The following is a 14,094-nucleotide window of genomic DNA, read 5'->3' on the forward strand; positions in this document are numbered from 1 at the left end:
AAATTGTCGGCGCTGAAAGCATGCTGACCGGATCCATGAGCACAGTTCCAGCAACGACGACTGCGCGGCGGAAACAGATGAAAATGACATAGTGCTCCGTTCATGGCACAAAGCCCTTTGGGAGGAGCAGAACATGAACCTTGCAAGACTGGCGGCCGAGGCCGGCGCACGCGGAGAACCTGTCCGGGCAGGACTGATCGGAGCCGGAAAATTCGGATCCATGTTTCTCAGCCAGGTCCCGACGATCGGCGGTCTGGAGGTCTCGGCGATCGCCGATCTTGATCCTGACCGGGCTCGCACGGCCTGTGCTGCGGTTGGCTGGTCTGAGGAGCAGACAGACGCGACAGCTTTCACAGATGACGGAACGCAACTGACCGCCCGGGACGATGTTGACGTTGTGATCGAAGCGACCGGCAACCCCCGAGCGGGCATCACTCATGCCCGAGCAGCTATTGCAGCGGGAAAACACGTTATTATGGTCAACGTGGAAGCCGACGTTCTTGCAGGGGTTGCGCTGGCGCGCGAGGCAAAAGCCGCGGGTGTCGTGTATTCGATGGCCTATGGCGATCAGCCCGCCCTGATTTCCGAAATGGTAGACTGGGCCCGGGCCACCGGCTTCAGGATCGCCGCAGCGGGCAAAGGCACACGCTATCTGCCGGCCTACCATACTGTCACCCCGGATGACGTCTGGCAGCACTATGGCCTGACGGCCGGGGAAGCTGCGCGTGCCGGGATGAACCCGCAGATGTTTAACTCGTTCCTCGACGGTACCAAAAGCGCAATTGAAATGGTGGCTGTTGCGAACGCCTGCGCCCTGAACGTTCCTGAAACCGGGCTGGCCTTTCCGCCCTGTGGTGTTGACGATCTGGCGCATGTCATGCGCCCGGCTGACGCTGGCGGTCAGCTGAATGGCATGGGCATGGTTGAAACGGTGTCATCGCTGGAACGGGATGGCAGGCCGGTGTTCAGGGATCTGCGCTGGGGCGTCTATGTGGTCCTGGAAGCACCGAACGATTATGCCGCCGCCTGCTTTGGTCAGTATGGGCTTCCTACTGACGATTCCGGCAGGTTCGCCGCAATGTACAAACCCTTTCACCTGATCGGCCTCGAACTTTCCGTGTCCGTTCTCAGCGCAGCCCTGCGCGGCGAGGCAACGGGCAGCACCGTCGACGTGAGAGGCACTGTGGCCGCTGTGGCCAAACGGGGCCTCTCTGCCGGCGAGGTTCTGGATGGCGAGGGCGGATACATGGTCTGGGGCAAGGCGCTCCCCTGCGAAGGCGCCCGAAACGCGCTGCCTGTGGGTCTTGCACACGGTATCAGCCTGACACGGGATGTGGCACCGGGCGAAGTTCTTACGTTCGGGCATGTCGATCTGAAGGGTGATCCGGTCGCCGGGTTGTATCAGTCGCTGGTAACAAAGGCCGCCGGCTGAAGAGACGCCACCTACTCTCCTAGCCGGCGCTTCGTTTATGCCTGAAAACCACGACATCCTGCGGTCAGAAAAGCCACTTTCTGCTGCCGCCGCGCCTGAAACGAAGCGGCGGAATCAGTGCGACCTGCGCGATACGTTTCCAATTGTCGATAAGAACAATCAGAAAACCGTCAAACAGAGATGAAATCGCGGCGTGAACAAGGGGCCGTTAGCACAAATTTAAACTGCCGCCACTACTGCTCGGGCAACCAACAAAAGCTGGAGCGGTAGTTATGAATATACTTGGCAGAATTGGTGTCGGCGGACGGATGTGCCTGCTGGTACTGGTCGCGGTTCTGGGCATCTTTGCCATGCAGAAAGTGTCAATTGACACGTTCTACAGCGCTTCGCTGGATCAGAAAGAAGTTGAGCTGACTCATCTGACAGATCTGGCTCTGTCAATTGTCAAATCATATCACTCGCAGGCCGAAGCCGGCACACTCACTGTAGAGGAAGCTCAGGCCCGTGCTCTCAAGGTCCTCGAAGAGCTGCGCTATGAAGGTGACAATTACTTCTGGGTCAATGACCGCGGACCCGTCATGCTGATGCATGGTGTGAACCCATCGCTCGCGGGACGGGATTTTTCAGAATTCACAGACCCCAATGGCGTATATCTGTTTCGCGAAATGGTCGAAGGAACGCGGGACGGCTCTCCGGCGACTGTGGCCTATCAATGGGCAGCACCCGGAGCCGCCGAGGGAGATGCCCCTGTCGACAAACTCTCTGTGGTACAGCCCTTCGGACCATGGGGCTGGATCATCGGGACAGGCGCGTATCTGACCCGAATCGAAGCCGCCCACGCCGGTATCAATTCTGAACTGAACACAATGCTTGTTGTTCTGGGCCTCGTTATGGCGGGCGCAGCAGCACTGATCGCGTATACAGTGACCCGCCCTGTCAAGCTCCTGACAGCCAGAATGTCCGGGCTGACGGATGGGGACACGGAATCTGAAGTGCCATACGGAAACGATAAAACCGTCTTTGGCGAAATCTCACGCGCACTGGAATCTTTCCGCATCGGCACAATCGAACGCGCTGAGATGCAGGAACAGGAAAAGCGCCGGGCGGATGAAGAACACGAGCGTGAGCGCCGCGTTGAACAGGAAATGCGCGAGAAAGAAAATGCGCGTCTTGAAGCTGAGAAAAAAGCCGCAGAAGAAAAGCAGCGGGCAGAAGAAAGTCTCAGACTCGAACGCGAGGAAGCGCAACGGAAGGAGCTTGAGGAACGCGAAGCACGCACAGCAGAACTCAATCGGGTTGTCGACGCTCTGGGAATGGGTCTTCAGAATCTTGCAGACGGCAAACTGCTGAGCGACATTACCGAAAGCTTCCCCCGGACTATGAAAAACTGCGTCAGGACTTCAATGCGGCCCTGGGCTCGCTTCGAAAAGCGATCGGCGCTGTTATGGAAAATGCTGAATCCATCAGTCTGGAAACAGGACAGATCGCATCTTCTGCCGATGATCTTTCGCGCCGGACAGAAAAGCAGGCAGCAACACTTGAGGAAACGGCGGCTGCACTCGACGAACTCACCAGCTCAGTAAAGTCTGCGGCTGAAGGCGCTGATGACGCTGCAAAGATGTCCACTGATGCAAGAACCCGTGCTGAAAAAGGCGGCGCTGTTGCGGATAAAGCCGTTGAAGCCATGGACAGTATCAAGAACTCGTCCATTGAGATCGCGAAGATCACCCAGGTCATTGATGATATTGCATTTCAGACTAACCTGCTCGCGCTCAATGCCGGCGTTGAGGCAGCGCGTGCGGGAGAGGCCGGTCGTGGATTTGCGGTCGTCGCAACAGAAGTTCGTGCCCTTGCCCAGCGTTCCTCGGAAGCAGCCCAGGAAATACGCACGCTGATTTCCAACTCAAGCGGACAGGTTGAACAGGGTGTCGAACTGGTCGGAGAAACAGGTTCGTCGCTCAATGCCATCCTGCAGTCGGTGACAGAGATTTCTGAACGCATAACAACCATTGCGGCATCGGCTCGTGAACAATCGGCTGGCATCGGCGAAATCAATTCGGCAGTGAATGATCTTGACCATGTGACACAGCAGAACGCAGCGATGTTTGAAGAAACAAATGCTGCCAGCCACGCGCTGACACAGGAAGCTGGTTCACTCGTACAGGCTGTCGAGAGATTCAGCCTCGGTCAGTCTGCCAAAAGCAAACCGGCGCCACGCACACCGTCGACAAACACGCCCACTGCGAACCACACGGCACCAAAAGCGCGGGCAGTTGCCACAGGCACCAATGCCGCACCTGAGCCAACCAGCTTCGCCGCGGATGACGGATGGGAAGACTTCTGAAGCGGCAGGTTCATCATCACTAATGAAAGCTCCTCCGTTCGATCATCGGAGGAGCTTTTCTTTCTTCGGCACGACTGATCAGCCCGCGTCGCCCGGGACAAAGCAGCAAAACCGTTTGTCGACGGCCCCGCCGCGCGGCAACGCTCTGGCATAGCCCGGTTTTGAAATAAGTTCCTTTTTTCGAAGGTCGTCAGGAACATTGTACCCGCAACTCGGTGGGAACAAAAATAAACTTAAGTTCAGGCAGGGAAGTACAGCCGGGTTTCCACGGTTTGCCGCCTGATGCTCGAGCAGTGCGCGCTCCGTCAGACACACCGTAAACAAGCATCGCAAAGTGTACCGAAACACTCTACGGTTGTCAGAGTTGATTGCGGACGCTCTGACAAGAATGACATGACTGAACTGACAAAAGACGCAGAAAAAAGGGCGCTGGAGACCTGCGAAGCAGAGCCGATCCGCACACCCAATACGGTGCAGCCACACGGGTTGATGTGCGTTTTTGATGCCGATCTCACACAACTGCGCCACGTGTCTGCCAACGCATGCGAATACCTTGGCGTACCGCCCTCTGATCTCCTCGGAAAACCTGCAACCAGTATCCTCGACGACAATGGCATTCACGCATTGCGCAACGCGCTCATGCTGAGAACCAGCAAAACGCAGAGAGAGTACCTGGGCCCCCAGAATTTTTCGGGAGGTTGCTACCCCTGTGCGGTGCACCGCACCGGCGATCTCGTTGTTCTTGAAGCCTCGCCGGCGCCGGAAGGCACAGCCTCCCCGCACCCCAAAGGCCTCGAAAGTCTGAGATGGCTTATGGCGCGGCAACACGAACATATGCCGTTTTCGGAAGGCATCATAAAAACGGTCCGGGATCTGCGCAACATGATCAACTACGATCGCGTCATGCTTTACCGTTTCCGGCCAGACGGCTCGGGTGAAGTCATTGCCGAAGACAGGACACCGGATATCCAGAGTTTTCTTGGTCTCAGATTCCCGGCTCAGGACATACCCAGGATCGCGCGAAACATCTGCATGGAACAACCCGTGCGACTGATAGCGGATCTTTCCGCACCTGACTCAGAACTTGTTTCAATGCCCGGCGCAACAGAAAGACCTGATCTGACCCTTGCTGAGTTTCGTGGCACTTCGCCTGTCCACGTACAGTATCTGCGCAATATGGGCATTCGTTCATCGCTTGTGCTGCCTGTCATTCACGAGGGCTCCCTTTGGGGAATGTTTTCCTGCCACCACAGGAAGCCCCGGTTTCACGGCATAGAAGAGACGCTCAACCTCGAACTCGCGGGCCAGCTTCTACAGCTATTCGTCGGCAATATGCTAAGCCAGGACCGCGCCATAAAACTTGCAGATTTCCAGAAGATCACTGCCGGTTTCGGCGAACGCAAACAATCCGGGCTGGACGATCTGCTGGATGAGGCTGACTGGATGCAGCTCGCTGACCACGTCTGCAAGGAACTCAAAGTAGAAGGATTGTCCATCTGCTCCGGAACCCAGCGTCAGGAATACGGGCTTCAGCCCGCCCCGGGAACAGAAGCTGGCTTCGATGCCGAACTCATCCCCACACAGTCCGGCGGCATAGCCTGCAGCAGCAAACTCACCCCGCCGGGAACCGGGAAACCACAAAAACCGGTGACTGGCATGATGCGGATCCGTCTGCTGCCGGATCATGATCTTTTTCTGCGCCTCTACCGCACTGAAGAAAATGAAACCGTGAGATGGGCGGGTGCGCCTGAAAAAACGACTGAAACTGACGATGCCGGAACCCGGCTTTTGCCGCGCAGTTCGTTCGAAGAATACCGACAACAGTCAGCCGGCCACAGCCGCGCATGGGAGCCGGAGGACGTTGTGATCGCGGAAGCCCTGCAAACCTGTATTGGCAGGTCGGTCGATATCCGCAGAGAGCGTCTTGAGCGGGAAAACAACTTTCAGCTTGTCATTCATGAACTCAACCACCGTGTTCGCAATATTCTGTCGCTCATACAGTCTCTTATCCGTCAGACCTCCCGGGTTCCCTCGTCGTTGCCCCAATATGCGCAGGCACTGGAAAACCGTGTTCTGGCCCTTGCAAGAGCACATGATCTGCTGACGAAGACGGATCGCGGCATTCTGCCTGTGACCGATGTTGTTGAAACAGAATTTGCCCCACATCCGGCGCATCAGTATCAGCTGGATGGTCGCGACGTTTTTCTCGACAAGGACACTGCCACGGTATTCGTCCTCGTGATGCACGAAATGGTCACGAACGCGGCGCGGCACGGTGCACTCAGCGTCCCCGAAGGACAGGTCAGCGTCTCCTGGTTCCAGCGGGGAACCAAGCTGCACCTGAACTGGACCGAAATCGGCGGCCCTCGGGTTGATGATGTGGCGACTACCGGGTTCGGTCAGTTCCTGATCCAGCAGGCAGTAAATGACAGGCTGGACGGACAGACCATTATTGAAAACCACCCCGGCGGGGTCACCATGAACCTCGTGTTGCCGGGCGCGATCCCGGAGCGGGACATCCGGAAAGAGACCATCATCCGTACGACGGTTCCGGAAAAACCCGCAACGTCACTCCCCAGAACGTTCGATCACGTCCTGATCGTCGAAGACAATCCGCTGATCGGCGCGGAAATCAGATTTGCGCTTGCGGAAGCCGGCGTCCCGATCGTGTCCTTTGCCCCGCGAATTGCCAAAGCTGTGGAAATTCTGGAAAGCGAACGTATTGATGCCGCAGTCCTCGACGTCAATCTGGGAACAGAAACAAGTCAGCAGGTCGCTGATCGCTTGCGGGAAAAAGGGATACCGTTTGTTTTTCTGACCGGTTACGCGGAAAACTTTGAATGGCTGACTGATTTCTCCGATGTCCCCGTTCTGACCAAACCGGTGGAATTCGGCCAGCTGGCTGCTGTCCTTCATGAGGCCACGACAGAGCGCCGAAGTACACAGAAAGACAACCGGCGCATTCTGATCGTTGAGGACAACACCGCGCTGCGCCTCGAAATGCTGGACACACTGGAACAACAGGGGCACGAAGTGACCGTGGCTGCGAACGGTGAAGACGCGATAGCTCTGAGTTCAGAGGACCGATTTGACGGGATCATTCTGGACATGCTCCTGTCCCAGGAAAACTCGAAAAAATTCCGGGGCAGCCTGACACTGATTTCACGGGTGAAACGAACAACGTCGGACAAGCGCGACGCTCGCCCGCCTGTCCCCTTGCTGGCGATCTCAGGGGGCACCGAAATCGACGGTGGGTATTCACCGTTGCGCACCGCACGCGACCTCGGAGCGGATGAATGGTTGCGCAAACCTGTGCGCGAAGCAGACCTGCTTGCCTGGGTGAATGACCTGCCGCGGCGAAGGTGAATATATGTGCCTTGTATGTGCGGTTTCGGTCAGTAACCGCGGCGCGGGTCAACGATATTGTGCAGCGTCTGTCCCTGTGCCCATCGGTTCAGGTTCTCCAGGAACATCGTAAAGGACGCCATTTCCCATCCGTCGTAAACCGATGAGCAGTGCGGCGATATGATCACGCCAGGCGCATTCCAAAGTGGATCATCTGCAGGCAACGGCTCCGTCTCAAACACGTCCAGTGCTGCGCCGGCAAGGCGGCCGTCCTGCAGGGCAGCAAAGAGTGCCCGTTCGTCCACGACTCCACCGCGCGACACATTTGCAAGAAAAGCGCCGCGCCTGATCGCCCGGAACGCGCGCTCTCCCAATAACCCCCTGGTTTCTTCTGTGAGCGGGGTACACACCGCAATGAAGTCTGCGCGGGCCAGAAGTGACAGAAGCCCATCCGGTGCGACAACCTCCTGGCAGTTGTGCATGGGTTGCGGGTGCGCGCGGGTGCCGCAGACAACCATTCCAAAAGCACTGGCACGGGCCGCCAGCGCCTGACCGGTCTGCCCCATGCCTACGATGACAAGCGTTTTGCCCCGCAGCGGTTTCACTGTTCTTTGCCGCCAGACCCTTTGTTCCTGGTCCTGCATCAGGCCGGGCACATCAAGATTATGGTGCAGAAAGGCACCCATGATGTATTCCGCCATCATATCAGCAGCCACTCCGGCCGCGTTGGTGACCGTCACCCGGTCCGGATCCCAGTGACCGAAATGGTCTGTTCCGGCACCGCCGTTTGAAACCCAGGCAGGCCCGTTCGCGCCAAAGAGCGCCGCGCGGGGGTATCCGTCAGTTCCTGCGAAACGAACCGAGTAGACAATATCAGGTTTCGCGATTTCGAGCGCTTGGGGCAGTGCGGCGTAGCTGTGACAGGTCGTGACCAATACATCCGGGAAAGCCTTCCGCAGGGCATCCTCAAGCGGGTCTGTATCACTGTTATGCAAAAGAACGCGCAAGGTCATCAGTTTATCCTTTCACCTTGTCGGTGGCGCAGCCCCCTGCCGCAATCCATGCGCCAACAGCCTGCCAAATCCGGAAATTGCACCGAGATGCCCGATAGCCTTCAGAACGCCGAACATCATCGCCTGGTTTGAAGTTATGACCGGAACACCCGCTTGTTTCTCCAGCGCGGCAATGACCTCAGTACTGCGCATGTCAGTGCAGGAAAGAACAATCGCCTCTGCGTCCGGTCGGAATGCGCGCAGACCAAGATCAAACACGCCCTGCGGCAACATCGCACCCTGGCCTTCATTGCTGAGGTTTTCCCCAACCTCTGCCTGCCCCGAAATTTCGAAGCCACAGTCGACAAGGTACCGCATGGCCATCGCGTTGATTTCAGGCACATAGGGGGATGCAAAGGCCACCCGCCTCACGCCCAGCGCCCGCAACGCCTCAATAAGCGCACCAGCCGCCGTGACGGTATGTGCACCGCTAATCCCTTTGATGGTACGCGACAGATTTCTGTCGAAATCCGGACCATGAGTCAGCGTCGCGGACGTGCAACCATAAACTACAACGTCGGGACGTACGCCCATCAACAGTTTCAGCGGCTCATGCGGTATAGCCGCGCCAAGACCCTGCATCTGTTCAACGCCCGGGATCTCATCTTCATCATATCCGCCCATGCGCGCCACATGCACTGTGAGCCCTGGCGGAGCCATCATCGCAAAATCAGGTTCAAGGTTCGTATTGGTGAAGGGCACCAGCAGACCGACCCTTTTCCCACGGCGCACATCAGTCATGATCTCTGTTTCCTTTGCCACTCCAGTAACGCGTCAAATCCCCGTTGCATCATGTCATCAGGTGCCAGCGTCCAGCGCAGCAGCTGTGGCAGTCCTGCGCCCTGCTGCCGACGCAGAAAAACACCTGCCGAACGCAGATAACGGTCCGCATCCTCCGCAGCATCCGGGGCCGGAAACCACAGGCCAATGAAATTGGTGCTGCCGGGCGTGACATTGAAACCGGCATCCATCAGCTGGCCAGACCAGGAAACACGTGCGCGCGCGGTCAGGCGACAGGTTTCCTGGAGGTAAGCCTGATCGCGGACTGCCGCTGCCGCAGCACTTTGCGCCGCGGAGGACAGGTTGTTCGGGTTCAGCACTTTGCGGACCTGCTGGGCAATGTGGGTCGGGAATAGGCCCCATCCTACACGAAAACCGGCAAGCCCATATGCCTTTGAGAATGTGCGCAGCACGACGCAGTTTTCCGCTTCCACGAATTCCCAGCAGTCGGCGTTTTCCCGTTCCGAGAATTCGGCGTAGGCGCCGTCAATGACGAGCAGCACATCGTCCGGCAGGCCCGCGCGCAACGCCTGCAGGTCTTCGACGGGAATTTCTGTGCCAGTAGGGTTGCCCGGGTTGGCGACAAAGACAACGGAAGTGTCCGGTCGGACGCAGCGCAGGAGGGTCCCGACGCAGACACCGTCGCGCTTTTCCGGGGCCACATCGAAGCGGGCCCCGGCCATCCGGGTCGCTGTTGCAAAAAACGGGTATGCGTTCTGAGGTGCCAGTATTGCACGCCCCGGACCGGCATAGGCACGGGCCAGCGCCGCGATCAGGTCCAGCGATCCATTGCCGCACAGGATGTTCTGTGCCGGAATACCGTGCTGCCTGGCAAGCGCCGTTCGCAGCTCAGTCCAGTCAGGATCCGGGTACAACGCGCCAGCGTGCAGCGCCTGTTTGGCCGCGTCAAGAGCGGCAGGACTGGGCGGTCGCAGGCTCTCATTCTGCGCCATATGCGCCGGGTCCCGGACCGCGGCCTCGCCCGTATCGGCCAGTGCATAAGGTGACATGGCCGCGATATGGTCTAACGGTTGTATCACAGCGACCTCCCATAGTCTTTGCGGGCCTGTTCCGCGCTCACAAACCCGGCACGTCCATCTTCGCGCAACGCATCCTCGCTGCGATCGCCGGGAGATCCGAACCCGCCACCGCCCGGCGTTTCAAAAATGAGTGTTTCACCCGGATTGATCCGGAATGTACCCTTGCCGGGCAGATTTTCTGCAGTGCCACCCGGCGCCACCCGCCGGATGCGTCCGCGGGCGCCTTCAAGGCCCCCTTCCGGCCTTTCGCAGCGTTGCGCATCCGTTCAACCGAAAGAAAGACCAGAAATGCGTCCTCCCCCGCCGGGCTGAGTTCAATGCGCTGTCCAAGCCCGCCCCGTCTCTCGCCCGCGCCACCGGAATCGCACCGCAGTTCCCGACGGTGAAACAGGACAGGTGCCGCAGCTTCGGTCGTCTCTATCTGACTGCCCCAGACACCGCTGGGGAACGCCGTTGCGGACAGACCATCAAGCGACGGCCGCGCGCCGGTGCCCCCGTTGAAAACCAGCTCCAGTGCAAAATGACGTTCAGGGTCAGCCGCAGCATCAGCAGTGTGGCGCAACGGCAGGTCGTACATGCAGGACGCGCCTTCGGCAGGGACCGCGTCAGGCATAACCTGCGAAAGGCAGCCATAGACAAGATCCGGGGTCATCTGTCCCAGCGTATGCCGCATGGCCACCGGAGCAGGCGGTCTGGCATTCAGGATGCACCCTTCCGGCGCACTGACCCGGAACGGCCCGAGCGAGCCCGCATTGTTGGGAATGTCGGGGCCTATCAGGCAGCGCAGCGCAAAAACGGTGTAGGCCGTTGCGTAGTTCAGCGGCACGTTGACCCCCTTGTCGATGCAACCATCTGTGCCCGAAAAATCGACGTGGATGCCCTCCCGAGAAACGGTGAGGCGCGCGCAGAGACGGATGTCGGACCGGTATCCATCACATGTCAGTTCACTCTGCCAGGTGCCTTCGGGCAGTTTACGGATAGCCTCCAGCGTGGCTTTTTCCGAAGTCTGCAGGATGTAATCCGACAGGCCCTCCAGATTCTCCAGCCCGAATTCCGTCATCATGCCTGCGAGACGATCCGCACCCGCCTCACAGCAGGCAATCAGCGCGTAGATGTCTCCTTCATTCGCAACCGGCTCTCGCGAGTTCGCCCGTATGATGTCCATCAGCAGCTCATTGATCCTGCCTTCACTGACCAGCCTGCAGGGAGGGATCAGCAGCCCCTCGTCAAAGACATCTGATCCTTCCGGCCCCATTCCAAGCCCGCCGAGGTCAACGAGATGGGACGTACAGGCCGTGAAGCCCACGATACACCCGCCGTGAAAGACGGGCATCATCAGCAGAAAATCATTCAGATGCCCGGACGCGATCCAGGGATCATTGGTCAGGAAAATGTCCCCGGGCTTCATCTGGGCGGTTCCGAAATGCGCGCGCAGGGTCTGCACAGCCGCTGCCATGGTATTGATATGCCCCGGCGTGCCGGTCACCGCCTGGGCGAGCATCCGGCCCTCCGCGTCGAAAATGCCCGCAGAAATATCCCCGCACTCCCGGACGATCGGGCTGAAGGCGGCACGGATGAGGGCCTGTCCCTGTTCTTCGACAATCGCGAGCAGACGGTTCCACATCACCTGATGGGTTGTCGCGGGGTGCGTCATGGGGACCTCTCTTCCTTTGCCGTCATCCAGATGTTGCCGGAAGTATCCGTGCAGGCACTGAAATCTGCACTCACGAACGTTGTGGTTTGCGCCTCCGTGATCAGCGCGGGGCCGTCAATTCTGCTGCCCGCCGGCAGCGCCACGCGGTCATAGACGCCCGCCTCTGCCCAGGTACGGGACACATTGCACCAGATCCGACGCTGCCCTTTTGGCGTGCACTGACTTTCGGGGGCGTCGTCAGCCCTTTCCGGCGGTGGAGCGTTGCCCGCAGAAACGGTCAGCCCCCAGTTCAGTATCTCTATGGTCATGCCCGGTACCGTCCGCCCGAACTGGCGGCGATACTCGTCATCAAAAGCCTGCCTGATACGGTCCAGATCGCTTGCCTGCAATGGCGACGTACCGAGCTCCACCTCAATTTCATGCCCCTGCCCCTGGTATCGCATGTACGCCACACGGCGCTGGACGATTTCCCCTTCCGGCGCACCCGCACGCACGATGCTGATCGCCTCGGTCAGCATGTCGTCGAACAAGGCGTTGACCGCAGCCAGGTCAATTGTGTCCAGCCGGGCGTACTGCGAGCGGATAATCTCGAATGAAACAGGTGCAAACAGGAAACCGACAGCGGACCCGACACCGGGGTCACGCGGGATCAGAATGCGCCTGACACCTGCCCTGCGGGCAACACGGCTGGCATGAAGCGGACCGTTGCCACCAAACGCAATCATCAGCCGCGAACTGAGGTCCTTGCCCGATTCAACGGCGTGCATACGTCCCGCGCCCGCCATTGCTTCATCGACGATTTCACTGACCGCTGTCGCGGCGCTTTCGGCCGGGCAGCCCAGGGGCTGGCCAACGTGCATGTCAAGCGCATCGGATGACAGGTCAGGCTCAACCGTCAGCCGCCCTTCGGCAAATGTCACCGGGTCAATATAGCCCTGCAGGATATCTGCATCTGTCACAGTCGGGTGCGAACCGCCCCGCCCGAAACCGGCCGGGCCCGGATCGGACCCCGCACTTTCCGGTCCCACCGTGACCCTGCCCAACCCGTCAACCGCTGCAACAGAACCACCGCCCGCTCCGATCTCGATCATTTCAATGACGGGGATGCGCACAGGCATTCCGGATCCGCGGATAAACCGTGCCGCCCGGGCGATCTCGAAGCGTCGCGCCATCTGCGGGCGGCCTCTGTCGATCAGACAGAGCTTTGCCGTTGTGCCGCCCATATCGAACGATAACACGTCCGTCTCCCCTGTTTCTGCGGCAATGCGGGCTGCCAGAATGGCGCCCCCTGCAGGGCCGGATTCCACCAGACGGACAGGAAGACGGGAGGCCGTCTCAAGAGTTGTCATCCCACCACCCGCTGTCATCATCAGGATCGGGCACTGCAGGCCAAGAGCCGAAAACTCCGCTTCGAAAGCAGCCAGATACCCAGCCATCAGAGGGCGCACAGACGCATTCGCTACCGTTGTGCACAATCTGTCGAACTCCCGGGCTTCCGGACTGACCTCGTGACTGAGTGACACGGAAATGTCGGGCAGATGCTGTTCCAGAAGTTCAGCGAGGCGCTGTTCATGTTCAGGGTTCGCGTAGGCATGCAGCAAACAGACCGCAACGGCACCGGCGCCTGATGCCCTGATCCGGGCGGCCAGTTCGGGTACTGCTGCCTCGTCCAGCGGTTTCAGTTCTTCGCCCGACGCGGTCATCCTGCCGCCGATGGTAAACGCGCGGTGGCGCGCAACCAGCAGGTCTGGTTTTTCGATGTCGATGGCGTATTGGCTGTATCGGCGCTCGTACGCAATTTCGAGAATGTCTCTGAAACCAGCCGTCGTCACAGTTGCGACAACAGCGCCCCGCTTCTCGATCAGTGCATTAGTGGCAAGCGTGGTTCCATGGATGAATGCGGTGATGCCGGACCAGTCCGCACCTGACTGCTCAAGTGCCGCCAGCGCGCCTTGCACGGCCCCCTCTACCGGGTTTGCAGGCGTTGTGGGCACTTTGCAGGACGCGCACAGACGCATCGCTTCATCCATAAGAACCGTGTCTGTGAACGTCCCGCCAATATCGATTGCCATACGCAATCCGGGTCTGGAATTCATTGTGATGTACCGGAAAAGTCAAAGGAGAACCAAAGGCGCGCTGCGCGCGTCTGTTTCTCCCGTCAGACGACCAGGTCGCAGCCCGTATCGCGTCGGTTGGTTCCGGTGGACCCCGGACAGGAAATTTTCACCTGTATGTGCACAATATGCGCCCCCTCACCTGCTCTGAGTTAGCAGCGTGGGAAGCTTTCCTGTCAAGACAGAAAGAAAAAACGCTTTCTGCAGCAGTTGGAAATACTTCTGATCAACTGGTCAAAACGTTGAAAAATGTCCGGAAAATCTGCGGACCATTTAAAGGCCACGTTTACCGATTTGCGCGCATACCATCGCCCGGAATGGCACGCGGGGAAA

General features: G+C 58.9%; 8 protein-coding genes and 1 pseudogene. 4 read left to right on the top strand and 5 right to left on the bottom strand.

All coding sequences use genetic code 11. The annotated features are described in order from the left end of the window. Positions 1-133: 133 nt before the first annotated feature. The 4 genes from ACZ1HA_RS11100 to ACZ1HA_RS11115 all read left to right on the top strand — a co-directional run bounded on the left by ACZ1HA_RS11100 (position 134) and on the right by ACZ1HA_RS11115 (position 7,142). Positions 134-1,432 (top strand): NAD(P)H-dependent oxidoreductase, encoded by a 1,299-nt coding sequence (locus tag ACZ1HA_RS11100; RefSeq protein ID WP_472713906.1) that lies wholly within the window; start codon positions 134-136, stop codon positions 1,430-1,432. 272 nt (positions 1,433-1,704) lie between these two features. Beyond that, on the top strand, positions 1,705-3,015 hold the full coding sequence (locus tag ACZ1HA_RS11105; protein ID WP_472713907.1) for a cache domain-containing protein: 1,311 nt from the start codon (positions 1,705-1,707) through the stop codon (positions 3,013-3,015). Positions 3,016-3,050: 35 nt separating this feature from the next. Next, positions 3,051-3,776, top strand: a complete 726-nt coding sequence (locus tag ACZ1HA_RS11110; RefSeq protein ID WP_472713908.1) for a methyl-accepting chemotaxis protein — start codon at positions 3,051-3,053, stop codon at positions 3,774-3,776. Between the two features lie 393 nt (positions 3,777-4,169). Then, positions 4,170-7,142: a response regulator gene (locus tag ACZ1HA_RS11115; RefSeq protein ID WP_472713909.1), complete on the top strand. Its 2,973-nt coding sequence runs from the start codon at positions 4,170-4,172 to the stop codon at positions 7,140-7,142. A 29-nt stretch (positions 7,143-7,171) separates the two neighbouring features. Here ACZ1HA_RS11115 and ACZ1HA_RS11120 read toward each other — a convergent pair whose 3' ends face one another. The 5 genes and pseudogenes from ACZ1HA_RS11120 to ACZ1HA_RS11140 form a co-directional block, all read right to left on the bottom strand. Beyond that, on the bottom strand, positions 7,172-8,134 hold the full coding sequence (locus tag ACZ1HA_RS11120; RefSeq protein WP_472713910.1) for a D-2-hydroxyacid dehydrogenase: 963 nt from the start codon (positions 8,132-8,134) through the stop codon (positions 7,172-7,174). Between the two features lie 12 nt (positions 8,135-8,146). After that, on the bottom strand, positions 8,147-8,914 hold the full coding sequence (locus ACZ1HA_RS11125; RefSeq protein WP_472713911.1) for a maleate cis-trans isomerase family protein: 768 nt from the start codon (positions 8,912-8,914) through the stop codon (positions 8,147-8,149). Beyond that, positions 8,911-9,993, bottom strand: a complete 1,083-nt coding sequence (locus tag ACZ1HA_RS11130) for a pyridoxal phosphate-dependent aminotransferase (RefSeq protein ID WP_472713912.1) — start codon at positions 9,991-9,993, stop codon at positions 8,911-8,913. The genes ACZ1HA_RS11125 and ACZ1HA_RS11130 overlap by 4 nt, the downstream gene beginning before the upstream one ends. Then, positions 9,990-11,647, bottom strand: a pseudogene (locus ACZ1HA_RS11135) (hydantoinase B/oxoprolinase family protein). Before ACZ1HA_RS11135 ends, ACZ1HA_RS11130 begins: the two are co-directional and overlap by 4 nt. Continuing rightward, positions 11,644-13,719 carry a hydantoinase/oxoprolinase family protein gene (locus tag ACZ1HA_RS11140; protein WP_472713913.1) on the bottom strand — a complete coding sequence of 692 codons (2,076 nt, stop codon included), beginning with the start codon at positions 13,717-13,719 and terminating at the stop codon, positions 11,644-11,646. Before ACZ1HA_RS11140 ends, ACZ1HA_RS11135 begins: the two are co-directional and overlap by 4 nt. Between the last annotated feature and the right edge of the window lie 375 nt (positions 13,720-14,094).

The organism is Roseobacter sp. S87 (assembly GCF_055693285.1).

Excerpts from the sequence above, each read along its gene's own strand:
- ACZ1HA_RS11100 (WP_472713906.1), top strand. The coding sequence starts at position 134 with ATGAACCTTGCAAGACTGGCGGCCGAGGCCGGCGCACGCGGAGAACCT.
- ACZ1HA_RS11115 (WP_472713909.1), top strand. The coding sequence starts at position 4,170 with ATGACTGAACTGACAAAAGACGCAGAAAAAAGGGCGCTGGAGACCTGC.
- ACZ1HA_RS11105 (WP_472713907.1), top strand. The coding sequence starts at position 1,705 with ATGAATATACTTGGCAGAATTGGTGTCGGCGGACGGATGTGCCTGCTG.
- ACZ1HA_RS11120 (WP_472713910.1), bottom strand. The coding sequence starts at position 8,134 with ATGACCTTGCGCGTTCTTTTGCATAACAGTGATACAGACCCGCTTGAG.
- ACZ1HA_RS11125 (WP_472713911.1), bottom strand. The coding sequence starts at position 8,914 with ATGACTGATGTGCGCCGTGGGAAAAGGGTCGGTCTGCTGGTGCCCTTC.
- ACZ1HA_RS11110 (WP_472713908.1), top strand. The coding sequence starts at position 3,051 with ATGTCCACTGATGCAAGAACCCGTGCTGAAAAAGGCGGCGCTGTTGCG.
- ACZ1HA_RS11140 (WP_472713913.1), bottom strand. The coding sequence starts at position 13,719 with ATGGCAATCGATATTGGCGGGACGTTCACAGACACGGTTCTTATGGAT.